This is a genomic window from Methylovirgula sp. 4M-Z18 (genome assembly GCF_037890675.1).
Lineage (GTDB): Bacteria > Pseudomonadota > Alphaproteobacteria > Rhizobiales > Beijerinckiaceae > 4M-Z18.
Genome location: NZ_CP149574.1, coordinates 268399 through 283576 on the forward strand (window position 1 = coordinate 268399; position 15178 = coordinate 283576).

Sequence of the window (15178 nt, forward strand, 5' to 3'; positions counted from 1 at the left end):
ACCAAATCAAACGAAACGAATGAGGAGAACGAGATGTCGGATGCGGTGAAACAGGTGGCGATCGTCGGTGTGGGCGTGATCGGTGCAGGCTGGGCGGCGCGTTGCCTTGCGGCAGGGCTCGATGTGGTGGCCTTCGATCCGGCGCCCGACGGCGAAGCCAAGCTTCGTGCGGCGGTCGCCAATGCGTGGCCGGCCCTGACCAAACAGGGCCTCGCGCCGGGCGCCAGCGAACAGCGGCTGCGCGTCGTCGCGTCCTTGCCGGACGCCATCGCCAATGCGGATTTCATTCAGGAGAACGCCCCCGAGCGTGAGGAACTGAAGCAAAACCTGCTTCACGACATCGATGCGCATGCCAAGCCCGGCGCGATCATCGCCTCCTCCACCTCCGGCCTGCTGCCGACCCGCCTCGCGGCCAAGATGCAGAACCCTGAGCGGCTCGTCGTCGGCCATCCGTTCAACCCGGTCTATCTCCTGCCGCTCGTCGAAATCGTCGGCGGCGAAAAGACGAGCGCCCAGACGATCGAAGGCGCCAAGGCCTTCTACAAATCCATCGGCATGCGGCCGTTGCCCTTGAAACGCGAGATCGAAGGCTTCGTCGCCGACCGCCTGATGGAGGCGCTGTGGCGCGAAGCCTTGTGGCTGGTGAATGACGACATCGCCACGACCGAGGAGATCGACGCGGCGGTCGTCTACGGCTGCGGCCTGCGCTGGTCGCTGATGGGCACGTTCCTGACCTTCCACCTCGCCGGTGGCGAAGGCGGCATGCGCCATATGCTGCACCAATTCGGCCCGGCACTGAAACTGCCGTGGACGAAACTGGTGGCGCCCGAACTCACCGACGAGCTGATCGACAAGGTCGCGGACGGCTGCGAACACCAGGCCGCCGGCCGCGGCATCAAGGCGCTGGAGCGCCGCCGCGACGACTTCCTGATCGACCTCCTGGCCCTCGTCAAAAAATACTGGCCGGAGGCGGAGGGGCTGGAGGGGCGGATCTAACGCCCTGCGCCGAAACCCAGCCGCTATCTTTCGGCGGCCGGTTGCGCCCTTCCGAACTCAGTGCCCGTCCGGCCCAGAGCCGGCAGGCTCGAGGCGATCCGCACCGCCTTCGCCGCGCTGCATCGCCAGCAGCGATGCGGTGCCGGCTTTCTTGTGGTGACCGGAGATTTCCTCGCCGGCGTTTTTCGGCAACAGCCGGTGGAACAGCACCGAGGCCGCCGACACCAGCGCGACGGCCACGAAGGCGGGCGCGAAATCGGCGATGCCGAGGGCCGCACCACCATGCGCCCATTGCGTGATTTCGAGCACCAGCGCGGCAAAGGCGACGCCGACCGCGCCCGACAATTGCTGCACCACGCTGGCGAAACTCGTGGCGCTGCTCATCCGGTCCTGGCCGATTTCGGCATAGGCGATGGCATTGAGGCTGGTGAATTGAAGCGACCGGAAGAAGCCGCCGGCAAACAGCACGCCGAGCATGACCGGCACGGAGGTCTGCGGCGTGAACAAAGCCGTCGCGCCGAGGAATAGCGAGCTGACCAGCGCATTGACGATGAGTACCTTGCGAAAACCGATCCGACGCAAAATTGGCTGGGCGGTGAATTTCATCAGAAACGCGCCGGCCGCGGTCACGAAGGTGATTTCGCCCGATTGGAACGCCGAAAGGCCGAAGCCGAGCTGCAGCAGCAAGGGCAGCAGAAACGGCGTGGCGCCAATGCCGGTGCGGAACAGGAAGCCGCCGACGGTCGACGTGCCGAAGGTCGGGACCGCGAGAAGCGAGAGATCGATGATCGGATGCGGCGTCACGCGGGCATGCTGGGCATAGGCAGTGAGAAAGGCCGCGCCGACGGCGAGGAGGCCGGCGACCGCGGGGGGCGACAGAAGGTCGCGCTCGGCCATGGTCGAGAGGCCGAAAACGAAGGTCGAGAGGCCGATTCCTGAGAGGACGAAGCCTTTGGCGTCGAGCGGCGGCGGGTTGTCCTCGCGCAGATCGGGCAGGAAAATTGTCGCCAGGATGAGCGCGGCGACGCCGAAGGGCACGTTGATCCAGAAGATCCAGCGCCAATGGAAATTGGTGGTGATATAGCCGCCGATCAGCGGGCCGACGATCGGGCCGATCAGCGCCGGGATCGTCAGATAGGAGAGCGCCCGCACCAGGTCGCTTTTGGGGACCGAGCGCAGGATCACGAGCCGGCCGACCGGCACCATCATGGCGCCGCCCAGGCCTTGCACCGTCCGCGCCAGAACGAAGCCGGGCAGGGTGCTCGAAAAAGCACAAGCGATTGAACCGATTGTAAAAACCAGGATGGCCGCGCGAAACACCAGCCGCGCGCCGAAGCGGTCGGCGGTCCAGCCGCTGATCGGCACGAAGACCGCGAGCGACAAGAGATAGGCGGTGAAGGTCAGTTTCAAAGAGATCGGATTGACGCCGATGTCGACCGCGATCGCTGGCAGCGACGTGGCGATGACGGTCGAATCCATATTCTCCATGAACAGCGCGGCGGCGATGACCAGCGGCAGCAGGAATAATTTGTTAGACATTGACTTTGACGGTTAAAAGCGCCCCAATGTCTTTTGGACCGGTCGCGCGCGGAAAGCCAGGGGGCTTTTGCGCAATCTGGCATGCTTGCGGGGAATGCGACGAAATTCGGGCACCCCCTTTTCTCGCAACTGCGATAGGAGTATATCCGCGCGCCCACTGCCGCGCAGTTGGGGTTCACAGAAGGCTTCCCTCTGGGAAGGACAGGTACATATGGCGTATTCTGGCGAACAGACGTCCGTCACTCCGGCCAGCAATATGGAGATCGCGGCCAAAGCCGCCAAACCCGGCAAACATCCCGCCCACGACCATTCCCAAAACGGCCATGATCATCACGAGCATGGCGGCCATCATAAGGCGAGCTTCTGGATGCTGGTTCTGGGGTCGATGGGCGTCGTTTACGGCGACATCGGCACGAGCCCGCTCTATGCCATGAAGGCGGCGCTCGATCACGCCAAGAACACCGGGGTGCTGGAGACGGAAGTCATCGGCATCGTGTCGCTGCTGGTCTGGGCGCTGGTCTTCACTGTCACGATCAAATATGTGTTCTTCCTGATGCTCGCCGACAACAAGGGCGAAGGCGGCACCTTGTCGCTGATGGCGCTGGCGCAAAAGGCGCTCGGCAAGCGGGGGCGCACGATCTTTCTCCTGGGCGTCGCGGGCGCGGCCCTGTTTTCCGGCGATGCGATCATCACGCCGGCGATTTCGGTGCTCTCGGCGGTCGAAGGGCTGACCGAAGTGTCGCCGGATCTCGACCGTTCCTACATTATCCTCATTACTTTGGCCATTTTGATCCTGTTGTTCACGGTGCAAAAGAGCGGAACGGCCCGGGTGGCGGCCTTTTTCGGGCCGATCATGTTCGTGTTCTTCACGGTTCTGGCGCTGCTGGGTCTGTATCACATCGCCTATGACAATCCGCGCATCCTGCTCGCGCTCAATCCGCTCTACGGCCTGCGCTTCCTGTTCGGCAATGGCGCGACGGGCTTCGTGACCCTCGGTCTGGTCTTTCTGGCGGTGACGGGGGCCGAGGCGCTCTATGCCGACATGGGCCATTTCGGCCGTGCGCCCATTCAATTCGCCTGGCTGGTGTTCGTTCTGCCGGCGCTGCTGCTCAACTACCTTGGCCAGGGCGCTATGGTGCTCGCCCATCCCGAAGCGGCGGCGGACCCGTTCTACGTCATGGCGCCGACGCAACTCCTGATCCCGATGGTGATCCTGTCCACGGTCGCGACCGTGATCGCGAGCCAGGCGGTGATCACCGGCGCCTTCTCGCTGGTGCGGCAGGCGATCCAACTCGGCCTCTTGCCGCGCATGGAAATCCAGCACACGTCGGCGGCGCAGGAGGGCCAGATCTTCGTGCCGCGGATCAATTGGCTCATCCTGATCGGCGTGGTCTTCCTGGTCCTGCAGTTCAAGACCTCCGACAGTCTTGCCAATGCCTATGGCATCGCGGTCACCGGCACGATGGTGGTCACGACCTCGCTCGCCTTCGTGGTGGTCTGGAAATTGTGGCGTTGGCCACTGTGGAGCGCGATTCTGTTCATCGCCTTCTTCCTGTCGATCGACCTCGCCTTCCTCGCCGCCAATCTGGTGAAAGTGCTCGATGGCGGCTATGTGCCGCTGTGCCTCGCCGCCGGTGCCATGGTGGTGATGTGGACCTGGACGCGCGGCACCCATCTTCTGGAGCAGAAGACCCACCGCGATTCGACCCGCATCGCGGATCTCATCCGGCAATTGGAAAGTTCCAAACTGCCGCGCGTGCGCGGCACAGCGATTTTCATGACCAGCGATACGGATGCTGCGCCCTCCGCGCTGATGCACAATCTCAAGCACAACAAAGTTCTGCACGAGCACAATGTGCTGATGTCGGTGCGGACCGAAAACTATCCGCGCGTCGCGCCGAAAAACCGCTTCGAGATGGAAAAGCTCTCGGACGAGTTTTCTCGCGTCATCGTGCATTTCGGCTATATGGAAAGCCCGCGCATCCCCGTCGCGCTCGCCTCCTTGCGCAAATCGGGCGTGAAGTTCGATATCATGACGACGAGCTTCTTCTTGGGCCGCCGCACGTTGAAAACGTCGCCCACCTCCGGCATGCCGCTGTGGCAGGATAAATTGTTCATCCTGTTGTCGAAGCAAGCGACAACGGCGACGGACTTCTTCGCGATTCCGTCCGATCGTGTGGTGGAGCTTGGTGCGCAGGTGGCGGTGTAAAGGCGCTGAACGGAGCGCAGCCTGGAAGGCCGCGCTCCGTTCCTTCGATCCAGCGTCGGTTCAGCTCACCACCAGTTTCAACGACTTATCCAACACACGCAGCACGCGGGCCAAATCCGGCCCGCGTTTCAGGATCAGGCCCGTCGCGGCGATGACCGAATAGGCACCTTGTTTGCGAGTGAGGGCGGGATTTTTTTCGATCCGATAGAGCGGTACTTCGGACGCGCGGCGGAATATGGAAAAGACAGCCTTGTCGCGATGAAAATCGATGGCGTAGTCGCGCCACTCACCGGCCGCAACCATGCGTCCGTAAATATTGAGGATTTCACTCAGTTCGCGGCGGTCGAAAGTGGTCTGTGTCGTGGTTTGGGTGGGGAAGGGGGTAATGACATCGCTCCTCGCCCCGTCCGGCCCTGACCGGACATCCTGATACGGCGGTTCAAGATCGCTCAAAAGCGCCTCCTGATCGAGGATTTATGACGGCATCATGAACCCAAGAGCGATTCCCAGCAAGAGTGTTTTGCGGGCCAAACTCCCCGAAAGCATGGCCCCCGATCATAGGAAGGCAAATGTTTTTGGGAAAATGTAAATACCTTAGTTTTGCCCTTTTCTGGTCAAGGACCCGCCCCAGTGCGGGAGCTATATGCCCTCAAGTTGTCTCGAAGGCAGGTTTATTCTTCTTCGGAATTCGTCAGCCCCCCAGCCCCTCCGAAGAAGGGCGTTGAGCCAAGAAAAAGCACATTAGCTTTTTCAGTGCCACTCGAAGGCGAGACAACGCGGACCGATGCAGAGCCCCCGCTCGCATCGGTCCTTTTTTATGCGCTTCCACGCCTCTTGAGGCTTGAAACTGCGTCGCGCAGCCGCGATATGACGGGTCGCATCCGATCTTTCGTCAAACGAGGCCCTTTTCGTGACCGACGCGACCATGACCGCCGCAAAATCCCATGCTTTTCAAGCCGATGTCGCCCGGCTGCTGCAATTGATGGTGCATTCCGTCTATTCCGACCGCGACATTTTCCTGCGTGAGCTCATCTCCAACAGCGCCGATGCCTGCGAGAAGCTGCGCTACGAAGCCCAGGCCAATCCGGGCCTTGCCGCCGAGGGGCCCTTCGTCATCACAGTCAGCCTCGACAAGGAGGCGCGGCTTCTCACCGTTACCGACAACGGCATCGGCATGAGCCATGACGATCTCGTCATGGCGCTTGGCACCATCGCGAGTTCCGGCACCCGCGCCTTTCTCGATCGGCTCTCGGCCGAGGACGCCGCCAAGGGGGCTGAACTCATCGGCCAGTTTGGCATCGGCTTTTACTCGGCCTTCATGGTGGCGGATAAGGTTGTGGTCGAAACTCGCCGCGCCGGCTATACCGAGGCTTGGCGCTGGACCTCGGACGGCCAGGGCACCTATGAGACCGAAGCCTTGGCCCCGATCGAAGCGCTCGATCGCGGCACCAAGGTGATCCTGCATCTCAATGCGCAGTCGGATGCCTATCTCGAACCCAATACGGTCGAGCGGATCGTGCGCGAGCATTCGGGCGCCATCGCCGTGCCGGTGGAACTCATTGACGCGCCCGGCGCCGAACCGCGCCGCATCATCGACGGCGTCGCGCTCTGGACCAAACCGAAATCCGAAATCACGGCGGAAGAATATACCGAATTCTATCGCGAGCTTGCGCGCCAGTTCGACGAGCCGGCGCTCACCGTCCATTGGCGCGCGGAAGGCCGGCATGAATATTCGGTGCTCGCCTTCATTCCGGGCTCTCGCCCGTTCGATCTGTTCGATCCGCAGCGCAAGGGCCGCGCCAAGCTCTATGTGCGGCGCGTCCTGATCAGCCAGGATGCCGATCTCTTGCCCGGCTGGCTGCGCTTCGTGCGCCTTGTCGCCGATTCCGCCGACCTGCCGCTCAATGTCTCGCGCGAAATGGTGCAGCAGAGCGCTGTGTTCAACGCGATCCGCACCGGCGTTACCAATCGCATGCTGCAGGAGCTCACCAAGCTGGCCGAGCACGAGCCGGAGAAATTCGCCGGCATCTGGGACAATTTCGGCGCTGTCCTGAAGGAAGGGCTCTATGAGGCCCCCGAGAAGCGCGACCAATTGTTCAAGCTCGCGCGTTTCACCACGACCGCCGGATCTGAGAAACGCACGCTCGACCAATATGTGAAGGACCTGCGCGAGAATCAGACCGCGATCTATTATCTGACCGGCGACGATGCGAAGCGCCTCGCCTCGAGCCCGCAATTGGAAGGCTTCCGCGCGCGCGGCATCGAGGTGCTGCTCCTGTCCGATCCGGTCGATTCCTTCTGGGTGACGACGGCGGCGGGCTTCGAGGGCAAGCCGTTCAAGTCGATCACCCAAGGCGCGGCCGACATCAAGAACGTGCCGCTGAAGGAGGGCGAAAAGGCGCCCGAAAGCTCTGGCTCCGAGGCGGATGTCGGTAAATTGCTCGGCTTCGTCAAGGAGACGCTGGGCGATGCGGTCTCGGACGTGCGCATTTCCGACCGCCTGTCGGAAAGCCCGGTCTGCCTGGTCGCCGGCGAGCAAGGCTACGACCGCCAGCTCGAGCGCATTCTGGCGAGCAGCCAGGACAAGATTTTCGCCGCTAAGCCAGTGCTCGAAATCAATCCGACCCATGCGCTGATCGCGCAATTGTCGAAGCGTCTTGGCGAGGGCGCGGATCAGGAGTTTATCAGCGATGCCGCCTGGCTGCTGATGGACGAGGCGCGCATTCTCGACGGCGACCAGCCGGCGGATGCCGCAGCCTTCGCCACGCGCCTGACGCGCGTGATGGCCAAGGCATTCGGTTAAGAAAAACGCATCCGCCGGTCGCATGATCGGCGGATGCGAGCATTGCGGTTTCGGAGCTTCGTTTCGACATGTCCTTTCGCGCGACAGCGATCCAGCACGACGACAAACCGGCGTTTTATCGCGACCTCGCCGGGCAAGCGCGCGGGCTGCTGCACGGGGAGCGGGACGCCATCGCCAATGCCGCCAATATGTCGGCGCTGATTTGGCAGATGGTGCCGGATTTGAACTGGGCGGGATTCTATTTTCTGCACACGGAGCAGGAATTGGTGCTCGGCCCGTTCCAGGGCAAACCGGCCTGCGTGCGCATCGCGATCGGCCGCGGCGTGTGCGGCACGGCCGTTGCGCGTGGAGAAACGATGCTGGTCGAGGATGTCCACGCGTTTCCGGGCCATATCGCCTGCGATGATGCGTCCCGCTCCGAACTCGTCGTACCGCTCAAGCACGAGGGCCGCATCCTGGGCGTGATCGATCTCGATAGCCCGCTGCCGGGCCGCTTCGATCGCGAGGATCAGGCCGGGATCGAGGCTTTGGCCGAAATCTATGTGGCGGCGACCTATGGTGCCGCGGATTGAGCCACCCTACGGCTCCAGTTCCGAATCCCAGTAGAGATAGTCGAGCCAGCTGTCGTGCAGGTAATTCGGCGGGAAGGAGCGTCCGTTCTGGTGCAGGTCGTTGACGCTGGGCTGGTAGGGCCTGATGGCCGGCCACATTTTCGCTTGGGCGGGCAATAAATCGCTTTTTCTCAAATTGCAGGGGGAGCAGGCGGCGACCACATTCTCCCAGGTGGTGAGCCCGCCTTTGGACCGCGGGATGACGTGATCGAAGGTGAGATCGTGTTTGGCGCCGCAATATTGGCAGGAGAAGCGGTCGCGCAGGAAGACGTTGAAACGGGTGAAGGCGGGAAATCGGGACGGTTTGACGTAAGTTTTTAGGGAGACCACCGAGGGCAGGCGCATTTCGAATGTGGGACTATGCACCCGCCTGTCGTATTCTGAGACGATGTTCACCCTATCCATGAACACCGCTTTGATCGCGTCCTGCCAAGACCAGAGCGACAGCGGGTAGTAGCTCAGCGGCCTGAAGTCGGCGTTGAGCACGAGGGCCGGACAAGCTTCCGGCGGTACCATGGGTTGGACATGCACCGTCACAACAATCGCTTCCCCAAGGCCGCGAAGTGATTCGCAGCATCACCTTTACCTGCTGCGCATAATGTATAGGGAGGATGACGGCTTTGTGAAGGCGGCGGCTCGGCATTTTGCAAATTGTGCAAGACGTGTGAGATATTTAGCACCGTTGCCGGAGCAAAAAGCCGCGTTACGGAGATCTGTATGCACAAATTCGACTTGAGGGAAAAATTCGCTTCTTTTTCAGAGCATTGGCGCCCCAAAGTGGTGGCCGGACTGAACGGCCAGGAGCTGAAGCTTGTCAAAGTGCAAGGCGTCTTTCCGTGGCATCACCATGACGATGTTGACGAATTGTTCCTGGTCTGGCGCGGCCGCTTCCGGGTCGAATTTCGCGACCATGTCGCCGAATTGGGCCCGGGCGAGGGGATCGTCGTGCCGCGCGGGGTCGAACACCGCACCGCGGCGGATGAGGAAGCCGAGGTGCTCATTCTGGAGCCGGCGGGCGTGCGGAACACGGGCAATGTGGTGGATGAGCATTTCACCGCGCCGCAGGGCGTGCGGATTTAGACGGTGCGGCGAAGGCGCAACGAAGAGACATCAGCGCCCGTCAATGCACAGCCACCGTCCAGAAATAGTAGGCAAGCTGGATGGCGAGCGCATAGCTATATCGACACAGAGATTGCTTTCATCAATATATCTGTTATTCTGGATATATGGATTCATCTGAAGCAATTGCCGCTCTTTCAGCGCTCGCGCAGCCAACCCGGCTGGAGACGTTTCGAGAATTGGTGCGCCGGGAGCCGGAGGGGGTGCCTGCTGGGGAACTCGCACGCCTCATGGCCGTTCCGCAAAACACCATGTCGACGCATCTTGCCGTTCTGACTCGGGCCGGTCTCGTGTCCGGCGAACGGCAGAGCCGCTCGATTATCTACCGAGCCGATCTTGCCCGCTTCCGCGAGGTCATGGTGTTCCTCGTGAATGATTGCTGTCACGGCCGCCCGGATCTATGTGCTCCGCTGATTGCCGACCTCGTTCCCTGTTGCCCGCCACAAGGAGCCGCTCATGACTGATAAAGCTTACAATGTCTTGTTTCTTTGTACCGGCAATTCGGCACGCTCCATCCTCGCGGAATCCATCCTGCGCAAGGATGGTGCGGGGCGGTTCAACGCCTTCTCGGCCGGAAGCGTGCCCAAGGGCGGCGTCAATCCTTTGGCTCTCAAAGTCTTGCGCGCATACGACTATCCGGTGGATGGCTTTCGCTCCAAAAGTTGGGACGAATTTGCGCAAGCCGGCGCGCCCTCGATGGATTTCGTCTTCACGGTCTGCGACGATGCCGCCGGCGAAGCTTGCCCTGTCTGGCCCGGACAACCCATGACTGCCCATTGGGGCATCGAGGATCCGGCCGCCGTCAACGGCACCGATATCGAAAAGGAAGCCGAGTTCAACGCCGCCTTCCGCTACCTTAAGAATCGCATTTCGATTTTCCTTAGTTTGCCGATCGAGAGCATCGATAAACTGTCGCTCGGCAGGCGGCTGATCGAGATCGGTCGCTCGAAAGGGTCCACTTCAGTTGCAGCAAAGGCGGGCTAAGCAGCATGTTCAGCCTTCCTCAACGCCTTGCCGCCGAAGCGCTCGGCACCGGGCTACTCGTCGCAACCGTGGTCGGTTCCGGCATCATGGCGTCGTCGTTGACGCAGGACACGGCGCTGGCGCTGCTCGGCAACACGCTTCCGACCGGGGCCATCCTTGTCGTTTTGATCACCATTCTCGCGCCGATATCGGGCGCGCACTTTAATCCGGCCGTCTCGCTTGTCTTTGCGTTCAGGCGCGAGCTTTCGGCGCAAGAGGCGATCATGTACGCCTTGGCTCAGATCGTCGGCGGCATTGTCGGCACAATTGCCGCGCACGTCATGTTTGCGCTGCCGCTTCTCGATGCCTCGACGAAAATCCGAACCGGCGGCGCGCAATGGTTCGCCGAATGGGTCGCGACTTTTGGTTTGGTTTTTACGATTCTCGCCGCCCTCCGTTTTGCGCGAGCGTCCGTGCCATGGTTGGTTGGGCTCTACATCACTGCCGCATATTGGTTCACGGCCTCGACGTCTTTTGCCAACCCGGCAGTCGCCATCGCACGTGCCTTTACCAATACTTTTGCCGGCATCCGGCCCGCCGATCTGCCGGGCTTCATCGCCGCGCAATTGCTCGGGGCTCTCTGCGCACTCGCTTTTGCCGGATGGCTCTTACGCGAGCAATCTGACGCCACCCAGCCGCTTAACGCCGAGGCCAAGCCATGACGATCACTATCTATCACAATCCCGCCTGCGGCACGTCGCGCAACACATTGGCGATGATCCGCCAAGCCGGCGAAGACCCGGTGGTCATCGAATATTTGCAGAATCCGCCGACCCGTGCGCGCCTCAAGGACTTGATCGCCGCCATGGGCATTCCCGTGCGGGCGCTGCTGCGCGAGAAGGGCACGCCCTATGCGGAGCTTGGCCTTGCCGACCCGAAATGGTCGGATGACGAGTTGCTGGATTTCATGATGGCGCATCCGATCCTGATCAACCGGCCAATCGTCGTGACGGCGAAAGGCGTGCGGCTCTGCCGGCCCTCGGAAGCGGTGCTCGACATCCTGCCCAATCCCCATATCGGCCGATTCGTGAAGGAAGATGGCGAGGTCGTCGAGGCGCCGCCGCGAAATGAATCGTGAGGCGGATGATAGGGCCGGTTGCGGAAAAATCTGGACAAAGTTCTCTATCTGTTCTATTCAGAGATAAGGGTTCAACCCCATGGTCCGCTCCATCTGATTGGCGCGCAGCAGCTGCGGCTGCGGCGGCGGTAGGAAGGTAATCGTGCGGGCTTTGCTATCCGGGCGCTGGAGGCGGCGGGTCGAAAATTTTTTGGGAACAAACTAATAGAGCGATTATTATATTAATATCAATATGTTAGCGGGTCGGAACGGGGTGCTCGCCACGATAATCGTAAAAACCGCGGTTGGTTTTGCGTCCCAGCCAGCCGGCTTCGACATATTTCACCAGCAGCGGACAGGGCCGATACTTGGAATCGGCGAGGCCTTCGTGCAGCACCTGCATGACCGAGAGGCAGGTGTCGAGGCCGATGAAATCGGCGAGCTGCAGCGGCCCCATCGGATGATTGGCGCCGAGCTTCATGGCCGTATCAATGGAATCGACCGAACCGACACCTTCGTAGAGCGTATAGATCGCCTCGTTGATCATCGGCATCAGCACGCGGTTGACGATGAAGGCCGGGAAATCCTCGGAGACCGTGACGGTCTTGCCGAGCTTGGCGACGAAGGCCTTGGCGGCGTCGAAGGTTTCATCCTCGGTCGCAATGCCGCGGATGAGCTCGACCAATTGCATGCGTGGCACCGGATTCATGAAATGAATGCCGATGAAATGCTCCGGCCGGTCCGAAACCGACGCAAGCCGGGTGATCGAAATCGAGGAGGTGTTGGACGCGAGCACCGCGGTCGGCTTCAAATTGGGGCACAGAGCCTGGAAGATCTTGCGCTTGGCCCCTTCGTTCTCGGTCGCGGCCTCGATGATGAGGTCGGCATCGCCGAAATCGGCAAAGCCCGCCGCCGGCTGGATGCGGGCCAGCGCATCCTTGCGATGGTCTTCAGTCATCTGGCCGCGCGCGACCATGCGCGCCATGTGGCCGTTGATCGTCGCAAGCCCGGCGTTGATCTTTTCCTCGGTGAGATCGTTCAGCAGCACCTCGAAGCCGGCCGCCGCGCAGACTTGCGCGATGCCGTTGCCCATTTGCCCCGCACCGATCACCCCAATTTTGCGAATCTCGCCGATCATGGAAACCTGCCAACCCAACTTTTTTTAATACAAGAATAGGGCCGCGATCATACGGCATGTTCGCAGCCCGTAAAGCCTTAACTTGAATGGACCGTGACATCCCGGCCGCGGTCCATTCATCTTCTTGGTTTAGCCTTTGCTCAGGACCTCGTTCAGCTCCGGCAAGGCCTGGAAGAGGTCCGCGACGAGGCCATAATCGGCGACCTGGAAGATCGGCGCTTCCTCGTCCTTGTTGATCGCGACGATCACCTTGGAATCCTTCATGCCGGCGAGGTGCTGGATGGCGCCGGAAATGCCGACCGCGATATAGAGATCGGGCGCGACCACCTTGCCGGTCTGGCCGACCTGCCAGTCGTTCGGGGCATAGCCCGCGTCCACCGCGGCGCGCGACGCGCCCATGGCGGCGCCGAGCTTATCGGCGACCGGCTCGATATAGGTCTTGAAATTCTCGGCGTTCTGCATGGCGCGGCCGCCGGAAATGATGATCTTGGCCGAGGTCAGTTCGGGACGGTCAGACTTGGCCACCGCCTCGCTCTTGAACTCCGAAATGCCCGGATTCGCTGCCGCCGCAACCGATTCGACAGCAGCCGAGCCGCCTTCGGCCGTCGAAGGGAAGGCGGCGGTGCGCACGGTGATGACCTTCTTGGCGTCGGTCGCCTGCACGGTCTGGATCGCATTGCCGGCGTAAATCGGCCGCTCGAACGTGTCGGCGCTCTCGACCTTGGTGATTTCCGACACCTGCATCACGTCGAGCAAGGCAGCGACGCGCGGCATGATGTTCTTGGCCGAAACGGTAGCCGGCGCAATGATCGCGTCATAGGCGGGCGCGAGGCTGACGATCAGCGCCGCGACCGGCTCGGCCAGGTCATGCGCGTAGGCGGCGTCATCGGCGGCGAGCACCTTTTCGACGCCGGCGAGCTTGCCGGCGGCTGCGGCGATGTCGCCGATCGTCTGGCCGACGACCAGGATATGCACCGGCGCGCCGAGTTGGGCGGCGGCGGTCAAAGCCTTGGCGGTCGCATCATTGAGATGGCCGTTGGCGTGTTCCGCGAGGAGGAGGGTCGCCATATTCAAATCACTCCCGCTTCTTTGAGGCTTGCAACGAGTTCGCTGACCGAGCCGACTTTCTTGCCGGCCTTGCGGGTCGCGGGTTCGGTGGTCTTCAGCACTTTCAGGCGCGGCGTGACATCGACGTCGTAATCCGCCGGGGTTTTCTCATCGATCGGCTTCTTCTTCGCCTTCATGATATTGGGCAGCGAGGCATAGCGCGGCTCGTTCAGGCGCAGGTCGGTCGTGACGATCGCGGGGCCCTTCAGCGCCACGGTCTGAGAACCACCGTCGACCTCGCGGGTCACTTCCACACTGCTCCCCTCGATCACGACCTTGGAGGCGAAGGTGCCCTGCGGCCAGCCGAGCAGAGCCGCCAGCATCTGGCCGGTCTGGTTGGAATCGTCGTCGATCGCCTGTTTGCCGAGGATGATCAGGCCCGGGCCTTCGGCTTCCGCGACGCCCTTGAGGATCTTGGCGACGGCGAGCGGCTCGACCGCCGCGTCGGTCTTGACCAGAATGCCGCGGTCGGCGCCCATGGCGAGGCCGGTGCGCAGCGTCTCGGAGGCTTGCGCCGGACCGATCGACACGACGACGACTTCCGTTGCCTTGCCTGCTTCCTTCTGACGCAGCGCCTCTTCGACGGCGATTTCGTCGAACGGATTCATCGACATTTTGACATTGGCGAGTTCGACGCCGGAGCCGTCGGGCTTCACCCGGATTTTCACATTGTAATCGACGACCCGTTTTACGGGCACCAGAATCTTCATTGCGGGCGCTCCCTGTCGCGCTGAAACCTTAAAACCGGAGAATCCGTAATGGGGCCTTGCGCGCAAGTCAACGGAGCGCGCCGCATGGATCAGCCCTGCGGTTCACGCAAAAAACCGATGCGCTCGGGCCCTATTCGTCCTCGGGGCTGAACAGTGGCACATCGCGGTACTTGAACAATCCGATCAACGCGACACCCGCTAGAATGCCGCCGACATGCGCCCACCAGCCGACCTCGTCCCCGTGGCCCAAAACCGCCTCGGCGAGTTGTAACAGCATCCAGAAGCCGAGGCAGAGCCAAGCGGGAATGGACAGCGGCAGCCAGTTGAACACGAGGCCGAGCACGTGCACGCGCGGATAGAGGACGAGATAGGCGGCGACGATGCCGGCAATCGCGCCCGAGGCACCAATCAGGGGGGCATCGGAATCGGGTTCCCACCAGGCATAAAAGAGGCCCGCCGAAATCCCGCAAGCGACGTAGAACAACAGATAGCGCCACGGCCCCATGGCGTCCTCGATATTGTCGCCGAAGACATAAAGAAACAGCATGTTACCGGCGAGATGCCAGAAGGAATAATGGACGAACAGGCTGGTCAGCAGCGTCCATTTGGGCGACATCTGCAGGGTCGCGCCGGTGAGATCGGCGTGATTGAGCAGCACCGACGGAATGATGCCGAAAGACATGTCGATCTGCGTATTGCTGCCGGCATAGCCGCTGGCGATCCAGGCATAAACCGCAACGTTCAACGCCAGCAGCACCCAGTTGGCGAAAGGTTCGCGCACATGGCGCAACGGCACGTTGTCATGCAGTGGAAGAAACATCGAGCCCCCGAAGTCAGCCCCGCAATGTCGCACGGGTGCAGGCGCT

General features: G+C 61.7%; 16 protein-coding genes. 9 read left to right on the forward strand and 7 right to left on the reverse strand.

Annotation, left to right across the window (positions count from 1 at the left end):
* Positions 1-33 precede the first annotated feature (33 nt).
* Positions 34-996, forward strand: a complete 963-nt coding sequence (locus V9T28_RS01145; RefSeq protein ID WP_116400394.1) for an L-carnitine dehydrogenase — start codon at positions 34-36, stop codon at positions 994-996.
* Between the two features lie 57 nt (positions 997-1053).
* On the opposite strand, the gene V9T28_RS01150 is transcribed toward V9T28_RS01145, so the two are convergent.
* Positions 1054-2535 (reverse strand): DHA2 family efflux MFS transporter permease subunit, encoded by a 1482-nt coding sequence (locus V9T28_RS01150; protein ID WP_116400395.1) that lies wholly within the window; start codon positions 2533-2535, stop codon positions 1054-1056.
* A gap of 211 nt (positions 2536-2746) precedes the next feature.
* On the opposite strand from V9T28_RS01150, the gene V9T28_RS01155 reads away from it, so the two are divergent.
* Positions 2747-4744: a potassium transporter Kup gene (locus V9T28_RS01155; RefSeq protein ID WP_445242140.1), complete on the forward strand. Its 1998-nt coding sequence runs from the start codon at positions 2747-2749 to the stop codon at positions 4742-4744.
* 60 nt (positions 4745-4804) lie between these two features.
* On the opposite strand, the gene V9T28_RS01160 is transcribed toward V9T28_RS01155, so the two are convergent.
* Positions 4805-5131, reverse strand: a complete 327-nt coding sequence (locus V9T28_RS01160; RefSeq protein WP_445242176.1) for a DUF2794 domain-containing protein — start codon at positions 5129-5131, stop codon at positions 4805-4807.
* A 538-nt stretch (positions 5132-5669) separates the two neighbouring features.
* Between V9T28_RS01160 and htpG the strand changes: the two genes are divergently transcribed.
* A complete protein-coding gene (gene htpG / locus V9T28_RS01165) occupies positions 5670-7547 on the forward strand; it encodes a molecular chaperone HtpG (RefSeq protein ID WP_116400733.1) in 1878 nt (625 codons plus the stop codon).
* A gap of 68 nt (positions 7548-7615) precedes the next feature.
* Positions 7616-8119: a GAF domain-containing protein gene (locus V9T28_RS01170; RefSeq protein WP_116400397.1), complete on the forward strand. Its 504-nt coding sequence runs from the start codon at positions 7616-7618 to the stop codon at positions 8117-8119.
* A 6-nt stretch (positions 8120-8125) separates the two neighbouring features.
* Here V9T28_RS01170 and V9T28_RS01175 read toward each other — a convergent pair whose 3' ends face one another.
* Positions 8126-8674: an HNH endonuclease gene (locus V9T28_RS01175; protein ID WP_116400398.1), complete on the reverse strand. Its 549-nt coding sequence runs from the start codon at positions 8672-8674 to the stop codon at positions 8126-8128.
* Positions 8675-8875: 201 nt separating this feature from the next.
* Here V9T28_RS01175 and V9T28_RS01180 point away from each other — a divergent pair, with 201 nt between their 5' ends.
* The 5 genes from V9T28_RS01180 to arsC all read left to right on the forward strand — a co-directional run bounded on the left by V9T28_RS01180 (position 8876) and on the right by arsC (position 11378).
* Positions 8876-9238 carry a cupin domain-containing protein gene (locus V9T28_RS01180; RefSeq protein WP_116400399.1) on the forward strand — a complete coding sequence of 121 codons (363 nt, stop codon included), beginning with the start codon at positions 8876-8878 and terminating at the stop codon, positions 9236-9238.
* Between the two features lie 146 nt (positions 9239-9384).
* A complete protein-coding gene (locus V9T28_RS01185; RefSeq protein ID WP_116400400.1) occupies positions 9385-9741 on the forward strand; it encodes an ArsR/SmtB family transcription factor in 357 nt (118 codons plus the stop codon).
* Complete coding sequence (locus tag V9T28_RS01190) at positions 9734-10261, forward strand: arsenate reductase ArsC (protein WP_116400401.1); 528 nt, start codon at positions 9734-9736, stop codon at positions 10259-10261. The genes V9T28_RS01185 and V9T28_RS01190 overlap by 8 nt, the downstream gene beginning before the upstream one ends.
* A gap of 5 nt (positions 10262-10266) precedes the next feature.
* Entirely contained in the window at positions 10267-10962 is a 696-nt protein-coding gene (locus V9T28_RS01195; protein WP_116400402.1) for an aquaporin, read from the forward strand.
* Positions 10959-11378 (forward strand): arsenate reductase (glutaredoxin), encoded by a 420-nt coding sequence (arsC, locus tag V9T28_RS01200; RefSeq protein WP_116400403.1) that lies wholly within the window; start codon positions 10959-10961, stop codon positions 11376-11378. Before V9T28_RS01195 ends, arsC begins: the two co-directional genes overlap by 4 nt.
* Positions 11379-11613: 235 nt before the next feature.
* Here the strand turns inward: arsC and V9T28_RS01205 are convergent, their stop codons facing one another.
* From V9T28_RS01205 to V9T28_RS01220, 4 genes are all read right to left on the reverse strand, one after another.
* Entirely contained in the window at positions 11614-12495 is an 882-nt protein-coding gene (locus tag V9T28_RS01205) for a 3-hydroxybutyryl-CoA dehydrogenase (protein WP_116400404.1), read from the reverse strand.
* Positions 12496-12624: 129 nt separating this feature from the next.
* Complete coding sequence (locus V9T28_RS01210) at positions 12625-13563, reverse strand: electron transfer flavoprotein subunit alpha/FixB family protein (RefSeq protein ID WP_116400405.1); 939 nt, start codon at positions 13561-13563, stop codon at positions 12625-12627.
* 2 nt (positions 13564-13565) lie between these two features.
* Positions 13566-14312 carry an electron transfer flavoprotein subunit beta/FixA family protein gene (locus V9T28_RS01215; protein WP_116400406.1) on the reverse strand — a complete coding sequence of 249 codons (747 nt, stop codon included), beginning with the start codon at positions 14310-14312 and terminating at the stop codon, positions 13566-13568.
* Between the two features lie 130 nt (positions 14313-14442).
* Entirely contained in the window at positions 14443-15132 is a 690-nt protein-coding gene (locus V9T28_RS01220) for a rhomboid family intramembrane serine protease (protein WP_116400407.1), read from the reverse strand.
* Positions 15133-15178: the final 46 nt, after the last annotated feature.

Excerpts from the sequence above, each read along its gene's own strand:
- V9T28_RS01145 (WP_116400394.1), top strand. The coding sequence starts at position 34 with ATGTCGGATGCGGTGAAACAGGTGGCGATCGTCGGTGTGGGCGTGATC.
- V9T28_RS01220 (WP_116400407.1), bottom strand. The coding sequence starts at position 15,132 with ATGTTTCTTCCACTGCATGACAACGTGCCGTTGCGCCATGTGCGCGAA.
- V9T28_RS01190 (WP_116400401.1), top strand. The coding sequence starts at position 9,734 with ATGACTGATAAAGCTTACAATGTCTTGTTTCTTTGTACCGGCAATTCG.
- V9T28_RS01205 (WP_116400404.1), bottom strand. The coding sequence starts at position 12,495 with ATGATCGGCGAGATTCGCAAAATTGGGGTGATCGGTGCGGGGCAAATG.
- V9T28_RS01195 (WP_116400402.1), top strand. The coding sequence starts at position 10,267 with ATGTTCAGCCTTCCTCAACGCCTTGCCGCCGAAGCGCTCGGCACCGGG.
- V9T28_RS01180 (WP_116400399.1), top strand. The coding sequence starts at position 8,876 with ATGCACAAATTCGACTTGAGGGAAAAATTCGCTTCTTTTTCAGAGCAT.
- arsC (WP_116400403.1), top strand. The coding sequence starts at position 10,959 with ATGACGATCACTATCTATCACAATCCCGCCTGCGGCACGTCGCGCAAC.
- V9T28_RS01150 (WP_116400395.1), bottom strand. The coding sequence starts at position 2,535 with ATGTCTAACAAATTATTCCTGCTGCCGCTGGTCATCGCCGCCGCGCTG.
- V9T28_RS01185 (WP_116400400.1), top strand. The coding sequence starts at position 9,385 with ATGGATTCATCTGAAGCAATTGCCGCTCTTTCAGCGCTCGCGCAGCCA.
- V9T28_RS01170 (WP_116400397.1), top strand. The coding sequence starts at position 7,616 with ATGTCCTTTCGCGCGACAGCGATCCAGCACGACGACAAACCGGCGTTT.
- V9T28_RS01215 (WP_116400406.1), bottom strand. The coding sequence starts at position 14,312 with ATGAAGATTCTGGTGCCCGTAAAACGGGTCGTCGATTACAATGTGAAA.
- V9T28_RS01175 (WP_116400398.1), bottom strand. The coding sequence starts at position 8,674 with ATGGTACCGCCGGAAGCTTGTCCGGCCCTCGTGCTCAACGCCGACTTC.
- V9T28_RS01210 (WP_116400405.1), bottom strand. The coding sequence starts at position 13,563 with ATGGCGACCCTCCTCCTCGCGGAACACGCCAACGGCCATCTCAATGAT.
- V9T28_RS01155 (WP_445242140.1), top strand. The coding sequence starts at position 2,747 with ATGGCGTATTCTGGCGAACAGACGTCCGTCACTCCGGCCAGCAATATG.
- htpG (WP_116400733.1), top strand. The coding sequence starts at position 5,670 with ATGACCGCCGCAAAATCCCATGCTTTTCAAGCCGATGTCGCCCGGCTG.